3 protein-coding genes are annotated in these 21,480 nt (G+C 61.5%); all 3 read right to left on the bottom strand.

Translation table 11 applies throughout. From position 1 onward, the window contains the following. Window positions 1–43 precede the first annotated feature (43 nt). From EHV07_RS10305 to EHV07_RS10295, 3 genes are read right to left on the bottom strand one after another with little or no spacing between them, the layout of a single operon-like run. Window positions 44–811: an SDR family NAD(P)-dependent oxidoreductase gene (locus EHV07_RS10305; RefSeq protein WP_147197595.1), complete on the bottom strand. Its 768-nt coding sequence runs from the start codon at window positions 809–811 to the stop codon at window positions 44–46. Next, the gene (locus EHV07_RS10300) at window positions 808–12,486 is read right to left on the bottom strand and encodes a non-ribosomal peptide synthetase (protein WP_147197593.1); all 11,679 of its coding nucleotides are present in this window, start codon (window positions 12,484–12,486) and stop codon (window positions 808–810) included. Before EHV07_RS10300 ends, EHV07_RS10305 begins: the two co-directional genes overlap by 4 nt. Continuing rightward, the gene (locus tag EHV07_RS10295; RefSeq protein ID WP_147197591.1) at window positions 12,483–21,455 is read right to left on the bottom strand and encodes a non-ribosomal peptide synthetase; all 8,973 of its coding nucleotides are present in this window, start codon (window positions 21,453–21,455) and stop codon (window positions 12,483–12,485) included. Before EHV07_RS10295 ends, EHV07_RS10300 begins: the two co-directional genes overlap by 4 nt. Window positions 21,456–21,480: the final 25 nt, after the last annotated feature.

The following is a 21,480-nucleotide window of genomic DNA, read 5'->3' as shown; positions in this document are numbered from 1 at the left end:
ATCTCCTGTAAATTACATGGGTAGTGCTATTGCGCGGGCAGCCTCAGCAGAAGCCTGCTCCGCCATCAATGGTCAACACTCGACCGTTGAAATAATCACATTCCAGAGCGAAACGCAGACCCAGCCAGATCTCCTGCGTGCTGGCGATACGCCCCAGCGGAATATTTTTCAGCATCGACTCTCGCTCGGCTTCAGGCAGGGCCATCGCCATCGGCGTGTCGGTCAGGCCGGGGGCGATACCGACCACACGAATATGGCTGGAGGCCAGTTCCAGCGCCCAGGTTCGGGTAAGCGCATCCATGCCCGCTTTTGACGCCGCGTAGGCAGACTGGCCTGGATTGCCTGCGCTGGTCACGGAAGAGATGTTGACGATTATCCCGCCGCCTGCTGGCTGGCTGGCCTGCTGCGCGGCAAACTCGCGACTCATCAGGTAAGTGCCTGTCAGGTTAGTGTCCAGCACGCCCCGCCATTGCGCCGTCGGCAGTTTTCGCACGTAGCTGTCTGCATCCTTGTTCACCAGCAGACCGTCACGCAGCACGCCAGCGTTATTGACCAGGATGTCTGGCACGCCAACGCTCATGCTGATTTCGCTAAAGAAAGCGCGGACTTCCGCTTCATTGCTCACATCAACAGGTCGGATGGTCAGCGCGTCGCCAAAGGCGTGGCACTCTCCCGCCAGCCGATCCAGCCTGTCACCCTTTTTGTCGACGGCAACGACCCGACACCCTCCTTCAAGCAAGTGACGGGCAAACGCCCCGCCAATGCCGCCTCCTGCGCCGGTGACGATGGCGAGCGATTTTTCCCAATTCATGCCGAACCTCCTGTGATAAGCGATCCGCCATTGCGCAGCGCCTGGCGCTGCTCCGGGGTCATAGATCGCAGACGTAAATAGGCGTCAGCCAGCTGAGCAGCCCGCTCTGTATCGGAGTGGGTGTAAATGAGTGCTGCCAGCTCACGCGGTGTGGTTGCCCTGAACACTTCGCCCAGCGGCGGGGAAATGCGGAAAATGCGGGTAATACGCGTATGAATTTGAGTAGCCATTAACGAATGGCCACCCAGGGCATAGAAATCGTCCTCAACGCCAACCCGATCCCGCGCAAAGACCGTTTGCCATATTGCACAGACGGCCGTTTCTACCGGCCCTTCCGGGGCCAGCCCGGTGACGTTTTTAGGAGTGACTTTTGTTGCTTCTAACGCTTTACGGTCAATTTTCCCGTTCGGCGTCAGCGGCAGCGCGGCCAGCTGCACCAGCGCCGTGGGCAGCATGTAGCGCGGCAGCGCCGCCGCCAGACCCGCCAGCCAGGCCGCCTCGCCGGGCGCATCCCCGGCCGCCACCAGATAGCCGACCAGCTGGCCGCCGCCCGCCGTCGGGTGAATCGCCGCCGCCGCGTCCCTGACGCCCGGCAGCGCACGCAGCGCGGCGTCGATTTCGCCCAGCTCGATCCTGAAGCCGTTGAGCTTGATCTGATGGTCAAGCCGGCCCAGCACCTCAATGCGCCCGTCGCCGCGCTCGCGGGCAAGGTCGCCGGTCAGGTAGAGGCGGCTGCCCGGCCGCGCGCTGTAAGGATCCGGACGGAAGCGCCCCGCGGTCCGGGCCGGATCGCGCAGGTAGCCGGCGCTCAGCCCCGCGCCGCCTATCGCCAGCTCTCCGCTCACCCCGGCAGGCAGCCGCTGCCCGGCCGCGTCCAGCACGTACAGCCCGGTGCGCCGGATCGGCCCGCCGACCGACAGCGGCCCGCTGACCGGTGCGGTAACTTCGGTTTCCGCCGACCAGATGGTGGTTTCCGTCGGGCCGTACAGGTTCCACAGCCGCACGCCGCAGGCCACCAGGTCACGCGCCAGCTCCACCGGCAGCGCCTCGCCGCCGCACCAGGCGCGGAAGTTTGCCGGCGGCGTCCAGCCCGCCGCCAGCAGCATGCGCCAGCTGGCCGGCGTCGCCTGCATCACCGTGATGTCGTGACGGGCAATCAGCCCGGCCAGCAGCGTGCCGCTGGTGACCTGCTGGTTCTGCGCAATCACCACCTCCGCGCCGCAGCTCAGCGGCAGGAAAAGCTCCAGCGCGGCGATGTCAAAGCTCAGGGTGGTGACCGCCAGCAGGCGGTCGCCGGCTTCCAGCCCCGGGCTGGTGCGGAAGTGCAGCAGGATGTTCGCCAGCGCGCCGTGCGTTACCTGCACGCCCTTCGGACGGCCGGTGCTGCCGGAGGTGAAGATGGTGTAGGCCGGTGCGGGCGGCGACAGCGCATCGCCCGGCAGGGTGAAGTCGGCCTGTTGCCCGTCGCGCACGTAGCGCAGCGCCGGCGCGTCGCTGAAGGCCGCTTCGTTTTCGGCGTCCACCACCACCAGCCGGGGGGCGGCGTCCTCGAGGATCATCGCCCGGCGGGCCGCCGGATGCGTCGGGTCGACCGGCACATACTCTGCGCCCGCCCACAGCACGCCGAGCAGCGCGGAGAGCATGTCGGCCCCGCGCGTCATGCAGATCGCCACCGCCGCGCCCGGCCCGACGCCGTGGCTGACAAGGTGGCGGGCAAAGTTGCGGCTCTCGGTCAGCAGCTGCGCGTAGCTCAGCTCGCGGTCCGCGCCGGTGACCGCGCGCGCCGCCGGTGACCGCCCGGCCGCCCGGCGGAACAGTTCCGGCAGGCCCGGATCCGGCTCGCCGGTTTGCTGAACCGCCGCGCTGCTCTGCGAGGCCGTCTGCTGAACCACCGCACCGCGCTGCGAGGCCGGTTCGTTAACCTGCGAAGCCGCCGTGCTGTGCTGCACAGCCGTCAGCCGCAGCGCGCCGACGTGGGTTGCCCCGTCAGCCAGCTGTGCCAGCAGGCTGCTCACGCCGTCGAGCAGCAAAGCTGCCCGTGCCGGTTCAACCCGTTCGGGATCGAATACCGCTTCCAGCGTCAGTTCTGCCCCGCGCGGTTTGACATACAGCGAAAACGCGTAGTGAGGATGGTCGAGCACCTCAATGACATCGATATCCAGGCTGTTCGAGGCTTCTACCAGCCCCTGACCCAGCGGGTAGTTTTCAAAAATCAACACGCTGTCATAAAGCGGCTGCCCGGCGGCAAGGCCTGACCAGCGCTGAATATCGGCCGGATGAACGTGGGCATGTTGCTCAATCTCACCCTGCAAAGCCTGTACCCGGCTGAACACTGTGCCAACCGGCGCGCCCGGCGCGCAGTCGACCCGCAGCGGTAAAGTCTGGATAAACAAGCCCACCATGTTTTCTGACTGGGCCAGCTCGGCCGGACGGCCGGACAGGGTCACGCCAAACAGCACGTCCTGTCGGCCGGTCAGGCGAGCCAGTGCCACCGCGTAAGCGCTCTGCGTCAGGGTATTCAGCGTGACCTGCTGGCTGGCGGCCAGACGGGAAAGACGTCGTGTCAGATCCGGGGAAAGCCGGGTAGTCAGCCGCTGATGGATGCCGGTCCGCGTGGTCTCTTCGCCAACCGGACTGAGCAGTTCCAGTGCCTGGAAGTAGCTGCGCCAGTAGCGCCCGGTCGCTTCCTGCGTGGTCTTTTGCTGTCCCAGCCAGCGCAGGTAAGTGGCCCAGGAAGGCGCAGGCGTTTTCGGCCAGCTCTGGTTGAGTTTCAACGCACGATAGCACTCGGCCAGATCGCTAAAGATGACGGCCATCGACCAGCCGTCCAGCAGCGCATGGTGGTGCAGCCATACCAGACGCCAGGGTTTGTTATCCTTTCTGAGCAGGCTGACCCGCATCAGTGGCGCGACGGTCAACGCTATACCGCGCTGGCGATCCTGCGCCATAAAGGCCTCAAGTGCCGCGTCGCCCGCCTCTTTCGGCAACTCGACGGTTTCGAAAGGAACCTCAACGTTCCGCCAGACTCGCTGCTGTGGGCGATCGAGATCTTCCCAGACAAAGGAGACCCGCAGGGCATCATGACGGTTGACCACGCTGTTCCACGCCTGTGCCAGCAGAGCCGCATCAACGTCCTCGTGCAGCCGCATCACGATTTGTTCCAGATAGACGTCGCTCGCGCCACTCTCCAGGCGGCTGTGGAACAGCATTCCCTCCTGAACAGGCGTGGCTCGCCACAAATCGGCAAGATGTCTGCCCGCATCGCCCAGCGCCACCGGCAGGCTGCGCTCCTCCACATCGGCCAGCGGGAAGTCCTGAAGCGTCCAGGCGCTGGAAACATCCTCCCGGTCGAGCATTTTGTGCAGCCAGCTGGAGGCGGAATCGATTACCGCCGTGATCGTTGACGCCTCAGGAATGCGATCGTCAAATACGCAGCGTAAGGTCAGTTTACCGGCCCGGATAAAAGCGACGATCTCCAGTGAGAACGGACGTTTACCTTGTGGATCTTCGTTGTCGCCAACCGCTTCATCTACCACCGTCAGCCCATCTTCATCGCTCTCGTCAAACTGGCCCAGATAGTTAAAGGAGAGAGTCGGCAGCTGGGCAGGGTCATGCAGCTGTCCATAGCCATAACCGCCATCCGGCACTTCCCGCAACGTCTTCTTAACCGTCTGAAGCACCGCCATTTCGCTGTCGGTGTCTTTCAGGTCGAACATCACCGGATATAAAACCGTAAACCAACCTGTCGCGCGCTCCAGCGGCCACGCTTCCGCATTGTCGCGGCCATGTCCTTCCAGGGTCAGGGCGATGCGCTCCTCATCCGTCCAGCGGCTTAACGCACAGACAATTGCAGTGAGTAAAAGCTCTACGGGCCGGGCCTTAAGATGCTGTGACGAATGATCAATAAGCCGCTGCGTGGTTTGGCGATCGAATGATTTCTCAATCGTCTTAGCCTGGGCGTAATGGCCACTGTTCAGGGGCTGAATAAAGGAAGGCACCTGAAAATCCTCTGCCGCTTTTTCGGCCTGCGTCAGCCAGTAGTCACGAACGGCTTCAGGCATCTCAGCGCGCTCCTGCAACGCCAGCCAGGCGGCAAAGCCCATTGGCGGTGGACTCAGCTCATCACCTTCAAGCAGCAAATTGATCTCGTTCAGCAGGATGCGCCAGGAAACGCCATCGACGATCAGATGGTGGATCACCAGCAAAAGTCGGCCCTCTTTATCCAGCCCTTTATCGATGTGAACCGCTTTTAATAACGGCCCCTGCTCCAGGTTAAGCGTGCGCTGAATACTTTCGACTAACGCCGCCATCCCCTTTTCGTATTCATCGGCTGAAAGATCGGAGACGTTCACGCTGCTGTACCAATCGCCTGCATTTTCCTTCAGTTGAGCAAACCAGCGCCCTTCTTTCTTCAGGAAGCTCAGACGGAACGCCTCATGCAGGCTAACCAGTCGCGCCAGCGCTTTATACAGACGGTGCGGCTGAATATGCTGCGGAACGCGGATCATCACGGCCTGATTCCAGTGCGCCCGGCTGGAGAGCGCCAGATCGAAGAACCAGCGTTGCGTAGGTGACAGTGGCAGCAGGCCGGCCGGGGCTTCGTGCTGTGGCTGATAGTGGTTTTGTACCGGGACAATAACCGCCGCCAGCTCACGGATGGTGGGCTGTTCAAACAGGTGGCGAGGCGACATGATCCAGCCTCTGCGGCGCATCTCTGCGGCAATTTGCATGGCAAGGATCGAATCGCCACCTACTTCAAAGAAGTTTTCTGTCGCGCCTATGGTCTGGTGCGGCAGGAGCCCCTGCCATATCCCAATCAGATCGCTTTCGATTTGGTTCGCCGGTTCCACGACAACAAGCGGATTTCCCGGTTCAGGCGCGGCGGCGGGCAAGGCCTTATAATCGGTTTTACCGTTAGGCGTCAGTGGCCAGCTGGCGACCTTGATTACCCGCTGCGGCAGCATGTAATCCGGCAAATGAGCCCGTAACGCGGTGAGAAGCTGCGTGGGATCCTGACCTGCTGGCCCCATCACCCAGGCGACCAGCTGTCCCCGACCTTCGCCGCAAACGCGTACGGCATTACGGGTAACGCCAGGCTGGCGGGCGAGCACGGCTTCAATGTCCGCCAGCTCAATGCGGTTGCCGCGCAATTTTATCTGGCTGTCGCTACGTCCTGCGTATTGCAGACCACCTTCCGGCAGCCAGCGGGCCACGTCGCCGGTACGGTACATGCGCTCGCCCGGCTGCGATGAAAAAGGGTTCGGGCGGAAGCTTGTTGCGGTATCCAAAGCGCGATTCCAGTAGCCCCTTGCCAGTCCGGCTCCGGCAATCCACAGCTCGCCATAAATACCGACGCCTGCGGGCTGCTGACAATGATCGAGTACATAAACAGAGACGCCATCAATCGGCTCCCCGAGGCTGACAACGTTTCCTGCCTCGCCGCGATAGCAGGCGAAAGTGCTGTCTATGGTGGCTTCAGTCGGGCCATACAGGTTAATCAGCGGCACGCCGAGTACGCTTGCAAAGCGCTCAACGGTTGCCGCCTGTAACGCTTCGCCGCCGACAAAAACGCGTTGGAGTGACCGGCATGCCGCCAGCTCAGGCATCCCGATTAAAATATCCAGCACGCTCGGCACAACTTGCAGGACGGTAATGGCATTGCGCTGAACCGCTTCCAGCATGGCTACAGCATCATTTTGTACCCCGTCTGCGGGCAGGACCAGGGTCGCGCCTGCCATCAGCGGCGCCCAGAATTCCCATACCGACGCATCAAACCCCACCGGCGTTTTTTGCAGGACCCGGTCGCCAGGCGCAAGCGGGAAACGGCGCTGCATCCATGCCATGTGGTTAGCGAGCGCACTCGCGGGGATACCAATCCCTTTTGGACGTCCGGTTGAGCCTGAGGTGAACAGCACATAGGCCAGCGTAGCCGGATGCGCCTCTTTCAGGGCAGGAAGCGGGTAAGAGGTATCGGGTAAGGCATCGAGCACAAACAGGCGACCGGCATCACTTCCCACCGGCAGAATGTGTTGCAGTGCTTTCATGCTCAGCGTCGCCTGCGGCCTGACATCAGCGAGGATTTCCGCCAGTCGTCCCTGTGGCAGATAAGTCGCCAGTGGCACATAAGGACAGGCCGCTTTCATCGCCGCCAGCATGGCGACGGTCAGATCAAGGGAGCGCTCAAACAGCAGCGCAACAGGCACATCTGGCTGGAGTCCGGCAAGCTGCATGTGGGCAGCCAGTTCGCTGGAGCGTCGGTCAAGCGTTGCGTAGTCCAGCTCACCTTCAGCGCTCATCACCGCAATGGCCTGCGGATGGCGCGCGGCGGCAGCCTGAAATGCCTGCAATACCGACGGCGGCTGCGATGTTGGGAAATCGCCTGAAGAACGGCGTGCAATGTCCTCCCGTTCCTGTGCCGACATCAGCGCCACGCTCTCAACCTCTTCCGTGCCGTTAACGAGGGCTTCAGCTGCACGCTGATAGCTGGCGCCAATAGCCTCAACCTGTGCGGCCGGGAACAGAGTGCCGTCACAGGTTAAAATTAGGTGCAGCAGACCCTGCTCGCGATCGACACTGAAACTGGTCGCCAGCGGAATATCTAACGCCTGGTTGCCTGCGGCGTTCAGCACCTGCACCGGCTCAACGTTGTCGCGCTCGCTGTAGACGTGGAAATCGACAAAGTTGAAGGTGGTTTCAAACAGCGTTCTGTTTTGCAGCATCCGCCGCAGTTCCGTCATCGGGAAACGACGATGCGGCAGCTGGTCGATCTCAACCTGCCTGACCGTTTCCAGCAGCTCACGCCATTTTAGATTACCGCTATCAACCCGCACGGGCAGCGTATTCAGGAACAGCCCCAGCGCTTCGGTACTGCCAGCACGCTCAGGACGGCCGTTTGTGACTAAACCTGTTACCACCTCTCGCTCACCGCTCCAGTGTGCAAGCACGCGCATATGTACCGCCAGCAGGACGCTTTTTAGCGGTAATCCCTTCTCTTTCGCCAGTGCTGATAAGGCGCGACAGAGTTCCGGTGGGAACGGGTTGTCATAGCTGACCTGGCTGACATCCGCCTGTTTCCCGGCAAACGGCCAGCGCGGTAACGTTGTGACCGGTAAATCTTTTAATTGTTTCTGCCAAAACGTATGGTCCCGCGTGCTGTGTAACGCCTGCTGTTCCAGATGGATGAACTCACGGAACAGAGGCTGCGGCTGTGCCGCCGTTTCCGACTCATCAACCCGCAGCAGCGCGGTCAGGAGGGAGGCCAGGCTCCAGCCATCAAGGATCACGTGGTGCAGAGCAATCGTTACCTGCCAGCGGCTGTCGTCAAGGCGCTGGAAAAGCATCCGCAGCAGCGGCGGCCGGGCCAGATCGAATTTTTCTTCGCGTAAGCGCTGCTGCGCCCGGCCCACCAGGGTATGCTGCGCGACCGCGCTTAGCGCCCGTAAATCTTCCTCTTCGATTAGCGGTTCTGCCTGTTCCCAAACCCACTGCAAAGGCCGACTGTAGCCTGCTAATGCGAAACTCGTGCGCAGCACCGGGTGCGTGGCGACCAGCTTACGCAGTCGCCGACGCACCTGCCCGATCGCCATCGCCGGATTGTCGAGCAGGTAACTCACCACGTTGTGATAGAGCTGCTGCGTGTTGTCGGAACCGGCATGAAAAAGCATGCCAGCCTGAAGTTCGCTGAGTGGATAACCGTCCACCACGCCAGCAGGAGCGGCACGACGATCCTCATCGCTAAGCAGGGCAAAGGCTTCCGGCAGAGGTTCCTGTATCACCTGAACCGGCGCCTTGTTGCTTTGCGTCAGGCGTTCGATAGTGAGCTTTTGAAACAGATCTTCAATCGTCAGGCCGATCCCCTGTGCGGCAGCTTGCGTAACGATACGGATGCTGAGGATTGAGTTGCCGCCAAGAGAAAAATAGTTGTCGGTAAGCCCGACCTGCTCCACACCCAACACTTCCTGCCAGATGGCTGCCAGCGTTTTCTGCTCAGCCGTGCGCGGTGCCACATAAGCCGTGCTGCGAATTTGTGGCTGCGGTAACGCTTTACGGTCAATTTTCCCGTTCGGCGTCAGCGGCAGCGCGGCCAGCTGCACCAGCGCCGTGGGCAGCATGTAGCGCGGCAGCGCCGCCGCCAGACCCGCCAGCCAGGCCGCCTCGCCGGGCGCATCCCCGGCCGCCACCAGATAGCCGACCAGCTGGCCGCCGCCCGCCGTCGGGTGAATCGCCGCCGCCGCGTCCCTGACGCCCGGCAGCGCACGCAGCGCGGCGTCGATTTCGCCCAGCTCGATCCTGAAGCCGTTGAGCTTGATCTGATGGTCAAGCCGGCCCAGCACCTCAATGCGCCCGTCGCCGCGCTCGCGGGCAAGGTCGCCGGTCAGGTAGAGGCGGCTGCCCGGCCGCGCGCTGTAAGGATCCGGGCGGAAGCGCCCCGCGGTCCGGGCCGGGTCGCGCAGGTAGCCGGCGCTCAGCCCCGCGCCGCCTATCGCCAGCTCTCCGCTCACCCCGGCAGGCAGCCGCTGTCCGGCCGCGTCCAGCACGTACAGCCCGGTGCGCCGGATCGGCCCGCCGACCGACAGCGGCCCGCTGACCGGTGCGGTAACTTCGGTTTCCGCCGACCAGATGGTGGTTTCCGTCGGGCCGTACAGGTTCCACAGCCGCACGCCGCAGGCCACCAGGTCACGCGCCAGCTCCACCGGCAGCGCCTCGCCGCCGCACCAGGCGCGGAAGTTTGCCGGCGGCGTCCAGCCCGCCGCCAGCAGCATGCGCCAGCTGGCCGGCGTCGCCTGCATCACCGTGATATCGTGACGGGCAATCAGCCCGGCCAGCAGCGTGCCGCTGGTGACCTGCTGGTTCTGCGCAATCACCACCTCCGCGCCGCAGCTCAGCGGCAGGAAAAGCTCCAGCGCGGCGATGTCAAAGCTCAGGGTGGTGACCGCCAGCAGGCGGTCGCCGGCTTCCAGCCCCGGGCTGGTGCGGAAGTGCAGCAGGATGTTCGCCAGCGCGCCGTGCGTTACCTGCACGCCCTTCGGACGGCCGGTGCTGCCGGAGGTGAAGATGGTGTAGGCCGGTGCGGGCGGCGACAGCGCGTCGCCCGGCAGGGTGAAGTCGGCCTGTTGCCCGTCGCGCACGTAGCGCAGCGCCGGCGCGTCGCTGAAGGCCGCTTCGTTTTCGGCGTCCACCACCACCAGCCGGGGCGCGGCGTCCTCGAGGATCATCGCCCGGCGTGCCGCCGGATGCGTCGGGTCGACCGGCACATACTCTGCGCCCGCCCACAGCACGCCGAGCAGCGCGGAGAGCATGTCGGCCCCGCGCGCCATGCAGACCGCCACCGCCGCGCCCGGCCCGACGCCGTGGCTGACAAGGTGGCGGGCAAAGTTGCGGCTCTCGGTCAGCAGCTGCGCGTAGCTCAGCTCGCGGTCCGCGCCGGTGACCGCGCGCGCCGCCGGTGACCGGCCGGCCGACCGGTGGAACAGTTCCGGCAGGCCAGGGTCCGGCTCGCCGGTTTGCTGAACCGCCGTGCTGCTCTGCGAGGCCGGTTCGTTAACCTGCGAAGCCGCCGCGCTGCTCTGCACAGCGGTCAGCCGCAGCGCGCCGACGTGGGTTGCCCTGTCAGCCAGCTGTGCCAGCAGGCTGCTCACGCCGTCGAGCAGCAAAGCTGCCCGTGCCGGTTCAACCCGTTCGGGATCGAATACCGCTTCCAGCGTCAGTTCTGCCCCGCCGGGTTTGATATACAGCGAGAACGCGTAATCAGCATCATGGCTGTTCGCCGCCGTACCCGGGTTTTGCCCGGCTACAGAGTGATCCCCGAGCAACACGCTGTCATAAAGCGGCTGACCGGCGGCAAGGCCTGACCAGCGCTGGATATCAGCCATGTTTGCATCGGCATGTTGCTCAATATCATGCTGAGTAGCCTGTACCCGGCTGAACAGCGTGGCAACCGGGATGCCCGGCGCACAGTCGACCCGCAGCGGTAAAGTCTGGACAGGCTGGCCCGCCCTGCTTTCAGACCGAGCCAGCGATTCCCGTTCGGACAGGGTCGCGCCAAACAGCACGTCCTGTCGGCCGGTCAGACGAGCCAGCGCCACCGCGTAAGCGCTCTGCGTCAGGGTATTCAGCGTGACCTGCTGGCTGGCGGCAAGATCTGAGAGACGCTGGGTCAGCGTTGGGGAAAGCGTGGTGGTCAGTTGCTGGTGGACGCCGGTCCGCGTGGTCTCTTCGCCAACCGGACTGAGCAGTTCCAGTGCCTGGAAGTAGCTGCGCCAGAACTGCTCCGTTGGAGGCCCGGACTTAGCGGTCTGCTGTGCGCTGCTTTCCAGTGAAGTTTCGCTGTGTGGGAGGGATAACGGCGTGTCGCCCAGAGAGGCAGCCCACGCCTCAAGCGTCGCTTCTGGCTGACGAATGATTTCATTCAGCAGGGAATCAAAATGGCCGATTAAGGCTTCTGCTGACGTATCGTCGATTCTGCTGCGGTCATAACCCAGCTTTAACGATACCTCGCCCTCTTTCGGCACCAGCGTCAGCGCGATGGGATAATGGGTCCGCTCAAACAGATCAATTCCGGTTATCTCAAACGGTAACCCTTCGCCCAGACGCAGGTCGCCCACCGGAAAATTATCGATGATGATTAAGCTTTCGAATAACGGCGTTCCCTGCGGCACGCCGCTACAGGTTTGGATATCTGACAGGGCGCTGTAAGAATAGCGTTGCAGGGAAAACTGCGCTTCCTGCACCTCTGCCAGCCAGTCGGCAATCTTGCGCTGCGGCGTCAGTCGTAATCGCAGCGGCAGCGTATTGATCAACAGGCCAATAATGTTATCGACGCCGGGCAGATCGATAGCGCGTCCCGATAAGGTGACGCCGAAGGTCACATCGTCCCTGCGCGCGTAGTGTCCGAGAAGCATGCCCCAGCCAGCCATAAGCAGGGTGCCGACGCTGACTTTGCATTCAGAAGCGGTGCCGGCAAGCCCCGGCACGATCAGCGTATGGCGGCGCTCTGCAAACTCTTTCCCACCCTCAGTGCTGGCCGGTTTATCGATGCCCAGCGGCGTTGGCGTGTTTACATCGCCAAGGAGGCTTTTCCAGAAATCACCCGCGCGCGCTTGCGGCTGTCTTTCCAGCCAGGCGAGATAGTCAGAGAATGGCCGGGAGGTCGCTTCGGCCCGATCACCCGCCATCAGCTGGAAGAAATCTTTCAGCAACAGCTGCACCGACCAGCCATCCAGCAGCAGATGATGATGGCTCCATACCAGCCGCCATTCCCGCTCGCCAAACTGCACTAAAATAAAGCGCATCAGCGGCGGCCGGTTAAGGTTAAAACCCGCTTTGCGGTCGTCTTCTAACAGCGTTTCAAATGCGGCTTCCTGCACCTCTGCGCTGCGATCGGTCCAGTCGTACAGGGTAAACGGCACCGTCGCTTTTTCCAGCACGACCTGCAACGGATCGCGCTGCCCTTTAGTGACAATCCCCATCCGCATGATCGCATGTCTTTGGGCCAGCAGCGCCAGCGCCTGCTTAAATTGCTGCGGATCGATCTCCCCGTTAAGACGACAGAAAAGCTGTTCAAAATAGGCCGCGCTGTCGGGCGCGTACATCGCATGGAACAGCACGCCCATCTGCAAAGGCGTCAGCTTATGGGCACTCTCGATACGTATTTTCGCTTTAACATTGGTGTTCATTCGTCGTCCTCGGTTAAATCGCTCAAAATGGCAGACAGCTCTGTTTCACTGAGACGAACCCCGGAGACATCGCTGCTCTGAAGGTCAACCGGCTCGGCGAGGCGACAATGTTCGGCCAAATCGTGCAGGGCATCCTGGTAATGATTTAACAATGCCTGCATCGGTGAATCGGCCGCGGGGTCGGCATACGCCAACGAGAACCGCAGCCGACCCGCGACGAGCATCACGGTTACGTTCAGGGCGTGTGGCAGGCGCTGACAGGCGGCCTGACCGGGTCCGGCTTCGCGTCGGGACAGCCGGATATCCATGTCGGACGATGCCGACATCGCCGTATCGCCTAAGAAGTTAAAGCTGACCGACGGCGCTGCCAGTTGGCAAATTTCGGGGGTTTTAAGCAGATAACGTAAAATGCCGTAACCGTGACCGCCGGAAGGGATATGGCGCAGAGTCTGCTTGACGTTATCGACGATCCCCGGCCAGTCGTTGCCCGCTTCAATACGCAGTGGGAACAGCGCGGTAAACCAGCCGACGCTACGCGAGAGGTCCATTTTGACGTCATGAAATTCTTCACGTCCGTGGGTTTCCAGCTCGATAGCCAGGTAATGGGTGCCACACCAGCGATGCCACGCTCGGGCCAGCGCGGTCAAAAGCAGTTCTTGTCCACGGCTGTGCCAGATTTGATGAGCTTCGCCAGTGAGGAACGCGCTGGTTTCTCTGTCCAGCTCGGCGGACAGCACCCGGCGATCGCCGACCACGCCTTTTTGCGGCAGCGCTGAGGGTTTGGCACCGGCATCCAGCATGGTTTGCCAGTAGCGGGTTTGGTCGCGGAAATCAGCGGCACGATCGTTCAGCCACTGTGACCACTGCCGGTAACTTGTGCCTTCATGCAGCACCCTGACCGGCGTGCCACCGTGCAACGAGGTATAAATCGACGCCAGGTCTTCAATCAGGATCCGTAATGACCAGGTATCCATTACCAGATGGTGGGCGATAAACAGCAGTTCCGCTTCGCCCGTTTCACCAACATCACGATACGCCGCGCGCAGCAGCGGGCCTTCAGAGAGATCGAGCAGAGATTGCAGCTCTGCTTCTCTTGCCGCCGCCTGCTGATGAGCAGCCGGCAGGCGCTCAAGGGGAACCGTTGTTGAGGCAACGTAACGCTGATGCCAGACGCCCGCAATGCTGTCAAAACGCAGGCGCAGCGCCGGATGGAACCGGACCAGCTCATCAAGCGCCCGCTGAAGCAGCTGCGGGTCCAGCGGGTGCTGTAGCGCCAGGCGCACGCTCAGATTCCAGTGCGCTACAGCCGGTAAGTTTTGGGCAAAAAACCAGTGCTGGATGGGTGCCAGTGCTACCTTCGCCTCTTCAGGCTCAAGCGCGTTGGTTTCAAGTACGCCTGCCATCGCGGCGAGCGCCGCCACGGTTCGATGCTGTAATACCATTCTCGGCGTTACCGCCCAGCCTTCCTGACGAGCCTGCGAGGTGATTTGCAGCGCGATAATCGAATCGCCGCCCAGGGAGAAATAATCGTCATGAATGTCGATGTCATCACGCCCAAGGACCTGCGACCAGATTTGCAGGAGGAGGGTTTCTACAGGCTTGAGCGCCTTACCCTCAGAGGCCTGGCGAGGCGTGGCTGCCGGAAGCGGTAACGCGTTACGATCGATTTTCCCCGCCGGGGTTAGCGGCCATTTTGCTAAGGGTACGATGGCGCCAGGCACTTCATAGGCTGCCGCATGTTCAACCATGTAATTGCGCAGCGCATCAGGTTCCACCTCCCCTTCAGTCACCACCCAGGCGACCAGAGACTGGCCGTTCTCCACGGTGCGGATCATCGCCAACGCTTCCCGTACGGCAGGATGACTCTGCAACAGCAGTTCCACCCCATTAAGATCGATGCGGTTGCCCCGAAGTTTGGCATAGCCGCCGAGCCGCCCGGCGTACTTGATGCGGCCATCCGCCAGGCGGATCCCGGTGTCGCCGGTGCGGTACAGCCGTGCGCCGGGAACGTTGCTGAAGCGATCCGGTATAAACGCGGCGGCCGTCAACGCGGGCCGTCCGATATAGCCACGGGCCAGGCTTTCTCCGCCGAGGAAAATTTCGCCGCTGACGCCTGGTGGAACAGGATTGCCCCAGCAATCGAGCAGATACATGGCAATGCCCCGTAGCGGCAGCCCCAGAGGCGGCGTGATCGTGTTGACGTCGCATGGCTCAATCGCCACGCAGACCGTGCACTCCGAAGGTCCGTAGGCATTGAAAACCCGTCTGCTTCGCGCCCACTGCGCCAACATGCCGGGTGCCGCCGCGTCGCCACCAACAATCAGCGTATGCAGGCTCGGTAACGCATAATCAGACAGCAGGCCCAGCAATGCGGGCGTGACAAGTACGTGAGTAAACTGGTGACGTTCAGCCGCGCGGTGTAGCGCATCAAGCACATCGCCTTCAGCATCGCTTTCAGGCAGAACCAGCGACCCTCCGCCGAACAGCGCCATCATCACTTCCCAGACCGAGGCATCGAAACTCAGCGGAGCCTGCATATAGACCCGGGCGTCGGCACCGGTGCCCAGCATGCGCTCGGTTTCTGCCCGCAGATTGGCAATACCGTCATGAGTAACCCCAACCGGCTTGGGTTTGCCGGTGGAACCCGAGGTATAAATCAGATAAGCCAGATTGTCGGCGGTCAGGCTGTCGCAGGAGCGAGGCCGGGCCTGCGAGGTGAAATCAAAATCGTCCAGCAGCAGCAAGTTTGGTAAGGCATTAAGCTTGCTGACGGAGTGCGCACTGTCACTGAGTAGCATCACAGCGCCGCTGTCCCGCAGCATGTAGTCGAGACGTTCGACAGGATATTCCGCATCCAGCGGCAGATAGACGCCGCCCGCTTTCAGGATCGCCAGCAGCGAGATGACGGCAAAAGGTCCGCGCGACAGCATCACCGCGACCACCGATTCAGCGCCAACGCCCTGCTGCTGTAACGTCGCCGCCAGCGTGTCGGCCTGTTGATTAAGCCGGAAATAATCGTACCGCTCATCCCCTTGTAACAGCGCGGGCGCGTGCGGCTGGCGGGCAACAACGGCTTCAAACATCTGGTGCGCCAGCACCGGCGCGACAGCGGCTGACGCCCCCGCATTCCACACCTGCTGAGCCTGTTTCTGCTCAGCATCAGTCAGCAGATCCAGGGTGCCAATTTTACGGTCCGCATCGGCAGCCATTTTGCCGATCAGATCGGTTAAACGCGTCAGCAGCAGGGCTGCCGCTTCGTCATCAAAGGTGGCGCAGTTGTAGTCGAGCTTGATTTTCAGGCCGTTATCGGGAAGCACCGCCAGGGTGACTGGATAATTCGAATGCTCCCGATACTGGAATTCGGCTAAACGGAAGCCTTTGCCATTATCTTCCGGCACGCCGCCGGGGTAGTTTTCAATCACCAGAACGCTGTCAAACAGCGTTCCTTCCCCTTCCATACCGCTCCAGCGCTGCACGTCAACCAGCCTGTCGTGGCTGTGCTCCTGCAAATTCGCCTGATATTGCCTGGCCTCGTGCAGTAAATCGCGCACGCTCATCTCGGGGCGCAAGCGCAGCCGTAACGGTAAGGTGTTGATGAACAGCCCAATCATTTTATCAACGTCGGCCACGCCCGCCTCGCGGCCTGAAAGCGTGCTGCCAAAGACCACGTCGTTGCCGTAGCCGGAGAGCGCCAGCAAAATCCCCCAGGCGGCATTGAAGACGTTGCCCAGCGAGACGCCAGCCTCGCGTGCTGACTGGCGTACGGCCTGCTCCCACTCTGGCGATGGCGATACCATCAGCTCATGGTAAACGGCCTGGCCCGACTGCTGACGAGGACTTAGCAGCGTAGGCCGCTCAAGGCCCGCCAGCGCCTTTTGCCAGAACAGCTCGCTGCTGTGGCGGTGGGTGTTGTTAACGAGCTTTTCAATATGAAGACCATATTGTACGGGCGGCGGAAGGTCTGACGGCAATGCCGCAACCATTCCCTGATAGATTTCAACCAGCTCACCCATCAATAAAGGCAGGGACCAGCCGTCCATTAAAATGTGGTGATAGCTGCATACCCAGCGCCAGCTGTCGTTATCGATTCGGGCAAGCATGATGCGCAGCAGAGGAGAAGCGCTTAAATCAAAGGTGTTTTCGGCATCTTCCTGCAAAAATTCGGCAAGCCGCTGGCGATGATCTTCGCCGCGCCAGTCGAACACGTTAACTGGCAGTTCAGCCTCTGCATGCACGATTTGCAAAGGACGCGGGAGATCCTGCCAGTGAAAACTGGTGCGTAAAATATCGTGCCTGGAGAGTAATTTTTTCCATGCGCCAATGAACAGTTCCGGGTCCAGCCGTTCAAGCGTGGCGATGGCCTGCTCGTGATAAGCGTGGTGCTCCGGCTCGGCGACGCTATGGAACAGCATCCCTTCCTGCAAAGGCGATAAAGGATAGATATCCGTGATGCGGCGCTGGCCGACCAGCGCGTCAAACTGAACCTGTCCGAGGCCGGAAAAAGGGAAGTCCGCCGCCAGTAACGGCCGGGCAGTCAGCTCGGCGAGCAATTGCTGCAAGTGCTGTTGCAGCTCGTCAGCCCACGCCTCAACAATTTCCGGTTTGAGAACGTGACGACAGAAGTTCCAGTAAAATCTTAGCCTGCCGTCGATCACCACCGCCACCAGATCCAGGGTAAAGGCCCGGATGTTCCCGGCGGCGCGGTCGACGCTGCTGATATCGTGACGCAGCACAAACTTCCCTTCCGGCTGGTCAGGCACGCTGCCCAGATAGTTCAGACTTAATGCAGGCAGATCGGCCTCATCAAGCGTGGCGCGAACCTCTTCATCAGCGCCCAGCCAGCGGAGCAGGCCATATTCTGCTTTATGCGGTGCCAGCTTCAGCAGCGAGGATTCCAGCTCGACCAGCAGCTCCGCCGACTCCAGCTCAGACTGCGAGCCGGTGAAAAGGAAAGGATACAAGCTGGTAAACCAGCCGAGAGTGCGGGAAAGGTCCGCGTCGCTGTGGGCATCACGGCCATTGTGTTCCAGCGTTACGGCCAGCGAGCGCTCGCCAAATACCCGCCACAGCGCGGCGCACAACAGGGCGGAAGCACGCGCTTCGCTGCCTTTAGCCAACAGCTGGAGGAATAACGCGCTGCTCTCAGACGATAAAGTGCGTTTACAGACCGTCAGCCCCTCTTCTCTGTTTCGCCCCTGCACACTTACCGAATGACGGAAGGGAGAAGGATAGCCCCGGGACGCCATTGCCAGCCAGGGTTGCGGATCGCTATTTTTTACCGCCGTCTGGAGATGCTGCCCCCAGTCCGAAAGGTCAGTGACCACCGATGCAAGTGCAATCGGATCATTGTTAAGCAGCTGTTTTAAAGCGACATCAAGATCGTCCAGCAGGATGTGCCAGGAAACCGCGTCAATCGCAATATGGTGGATGACCAGCACCAGAATGTCCGCCTGCTCTGCACGCTGGATCAGCACTGCGCGGGCAACAGGACCGTTATCCAGTGAGAGATGCTGTTGCGCCTGAAGGATTGCCGCGTCCATCTCCGCCTGCGAGCCTGGGTTGCAGATTTCGAGGGGGAAAGCTTCCGGCGAACGTTCTGCCAGAGAGAGGCTGTCTGCACGGTTGTAATCCAGGCGCAGCCTGAAGGCGTCGTGATGCTGCCCCACCGCATTCAGCACGCGTGCGAGTAAGGCTGGCGCAACCGGCTGGGTAATCTCCAGCGCCAGCGACTGGTTCCAGTGGGCAGGCTCGGGTAGGGTCAGCGCCTGGAACCAGGCGACAATCGGCGTGGTCGGTAAAGGACCCGACAGGCTGCGGCTCTTGTTCTCCAGAGCCGCGCTTCCTTTAACCGGGGTGGCTACGGCTGAAAGCTTGCGGATCGTGGTGAAAAGCAGCGCCTGTTTAGGCGTGATGACAATTCCGGCGGCTCTTGCTCTGGAGACGATTTGCAGTGAGTTAATACTGTCACCGCCCAGCGCGAAGAAGTTTTCGTCAATGCCCGGCTCAGGAATATTCAGCACCTCGCTCCAGATCCGCGCCAGCGTCTGTTCCACTTCCGTCCGTGCGCCCTCTCCGCCCGCAACCACGATTTCTGGCTTTGGCAGCGCCCGGCGGTCGAGCTTGCCGTGCGCGGTCAGCGGCAGCTGCGCCAGCGGCATTATCACCGCAGGCACCATATGTTCCGGCAGACGCTTTGAGAGCGCCTCACGCAACGCCTGCGGATTGTCTCCGCCCACCACGTAAGCCACCAGCCGAGGCTGGCCCTGCTCCGGCGTGTCCAGCAGCACCGCCGCGTCGCGGATGCCCGCTTCTTCACGCAGCGCCGCTTCGATCTCGCCCGGTTCGATACGGAATCCGCGCAGCTTCAGCTGCTGGTCCGCACGCCCCTGATAGATCAGGTTTCCGTCCGCCAGCCGCCGCGCCAGGTCGCCCGAGCGGTAAAGCCTTGAGCCTGGCGCACCCCAGGGGTCCGGCACAAAACGCTGCGCCGTCAGCGCCGCGCGGCCCAGATAGCCCCGCGTCACGCCCGCGCCGCCCACGTACATTTCGCCCGCCACGCCCAAAGGCACCGGCTCGCCGTAGCGGTCCAGCACCTGAACGTGCAGATCCGCCAGCGCTTCGCCGATCGCGCCTGCCGGTTGGTCGACGCGGGCCGCCGGGAGTGTATGTTCAGTAACGTGTACGGTGGTTTCGGTAATGCCGTACATATTCACCAGCCGCACCCGCTCACCGTGCCGCGCGTACCACGGCCGCAGGCTGCCCGGCTCCAGCGCCTCGCCACCGAAGAAGACCAGCCGCAGCGCCGGAAAGGTCTGACGGGCAGAAGCGGCAACCAGCTGGCGGAAGGCCGCCGGCGTCTGGCTCAGCACCGTCACCGCCTCCTCTTCCAGCAGCTGTGCAAACTGTTCCGGGTCACGGCTGCTCAGGTAAGGCACCACCACCAGCCGTCCGCCGTGCAGCAGCGCGCCCCAGATCTCCCAGACTGAGAAATCAAAGGCGTATGAGTGGAACAGCGTCCAGACGTCCGACTCGCTGAACGCATAATGCGCGGTGGCGCTAAACAGCCGCGTCACGTTGGCATGCGTCACCACGCAGCCCTTGGGCTGGCCGGTGGAACCGGAGGTGTAGATAACGTACGCCGCCTGCTGCGGATGCAGGGAGCGCGGCGGCGGCGCGTTGTGCGCAGGATCGGCGCTGTCCGACGGGCTCACGCCCGCCGACGCTGCATTCGTCTGGCTCACGCCTTCCGCCAGCCCGACCCGTTGTACATCCTGCCCGGCCATCGCCGTCAGGCCCGCTTCGTCAGCCACCACCACCCGGACGCCGCTGTTAGCGGTCAGGAAGGAGAGGCGTTCAGCCGGATAAACCGGATCCAGCGGCACGTACGCCCCGCCTGCCTTGAGAATGCCGAGGATACCGACCAGCAGGCCGGGACCGCGCTCCACGCTCAGCCCGACCAGGCTTTCCTGCTGTCCGGCGCCGATCCCCCGCTCGCGCAGCCGCCATGCCAGCGCGTTGGCCGCCCGGTCAAGTTCGGCATAGGTGAGCTGCTGGCCGTCGCTGCTGACCGCCACCCGATCGGCGTAGCACGTTGCTGCCAGTTCAAATTGCTGGCATAAATCAACCGGAGCCGGGTGTTTTTGCAAAGACGAGCGCGGCGTAATGTCCGCCAGCGGTACGCGATCGATCGCCTCATGCGGCGTAGAGACTTCCGCTGCTAATAAGCGTTGATAGCAATGCATCCAGGCACGGGCGACTTCAGGCAAAATCCGCTCGCGGCGAAACTCGAAAGTCGCTGTCAGCGTGTCGCCTTCCTGCTTCAGCAGCAGCGTTAAATCAAATTTGGCCTGAACCGGATAGAGATCGATTGACTGGATTTGCAGATCGGTGAAAACAAGCGCGGTCGAAGGCGTGTTCTGGAAAGCAAACATCGCGGTAAAAGGCACGCTGTTGGTATTTTCACGATGGGTCTGCTTCAGCAGCTTCTCATAGCTGGCATCTTCATGTTCCATTGCGTCAAGGACGGCGGCCCCACAGCGTTCCGCCAGGCTGTCAAAACTCTCTCCCGGCTTGATCTCATCGCGGATAACCAGCGTATTAACGAAATACCCCACCATATTTTCAAGCTCGCTGCGCTTTCTGTTGGCAACCGGAAAACCGACACAGACGTCATCGGTTTGGGTTAACCGATTTAACAGCGCCATAAAGCCAGTCAGCAGGGTGACAAATAAAGTGGTATTACGTTCACGAGCGTGAGCATTAAGCTGATGCACAAAATCTGCGGTGAATTGTTGCTGAACTGTACCCCGGCTAATATTCTCTGGATCCTGATTTTCACATCCGGGCAAATAAGCCGCACGCGGGGCGTCATATTCTTTTACCTTTACCTGAGATGCCGTACGCTTAAGTTCCGCCTCTTCCCATTCGGCATAATCAGCATATTGCAGAGGGAGTTCGGAGAGTTCAGGCGATATGTTAGCGACATGGGCATTATAATAATGACTCAGCTCACGCAACAGAATACCGACCGACCAGCCATCGCAGGCAATATGGTGGATCACCATAGAAAGAATATGGTGCTCGTCACTCAGCTGATAAACACGGGCACGGAATACCGGAGCGAGCTGAAGATTAAAAGGTTCGGCTGCATCCTGCTCCAGCCTTTGTCCGAGCTGGGATTCTTCGATGCGAATAAGCGGCAGCACCAGGTCGTCGTCGGGCTGATGGATGCGCTGCATCGGGATATCATCCACTATCCCATAGCTTGTGCGCAAAATTTCATGACGCTGCTCTATATCGGTTAATGCCTGACGCAATGCCTGATGATTAAACCGCCCCCGGCAGCGTAGCGCAAAAGGAATGTTATAACTTACGTCCGCTTCATTTATTTCAGCCAGGGTCCAGAGACGCCGTTGTGATGAAGACAAGGGAAATATCAGGGCTTCAGAGTCATCGTAAAAATTATTCACTGCGCTCGCTCCTTACAATAAATTT

Source organism: Pantoea sp. CCBC3-3-1 (assembly GCF_007981265.1).
Lineage (GTDB): Bacteria > Pseudomonadota > Gammaproteobacteria > Enterobacterales > Enterobacteriaceae > Erwinia.
The sequence above is the reverse complement of the archived record's forward strand: the minus strand, read 5'-3'. Positions and strand labels throughout refer to the sequence as shown.

Bases quoted from the DNA above. Each gene is read 5' to 3' on its own strand.
- EHV07_RS10300 (WP_147197593.1), bottom strand. From the start codon at position 12,486: ATGAACACCAATGTTAAAGCGAAAATACGTATCGAGAGTGCCCATAAG.
- EHV07_RS10305 (WP_147197595.1), bottom strand. From the start codon at position 811: ATGAATTGGGAAAAATCGCTCGCCATCGTCACCGGCGCAGGAGGCGGC.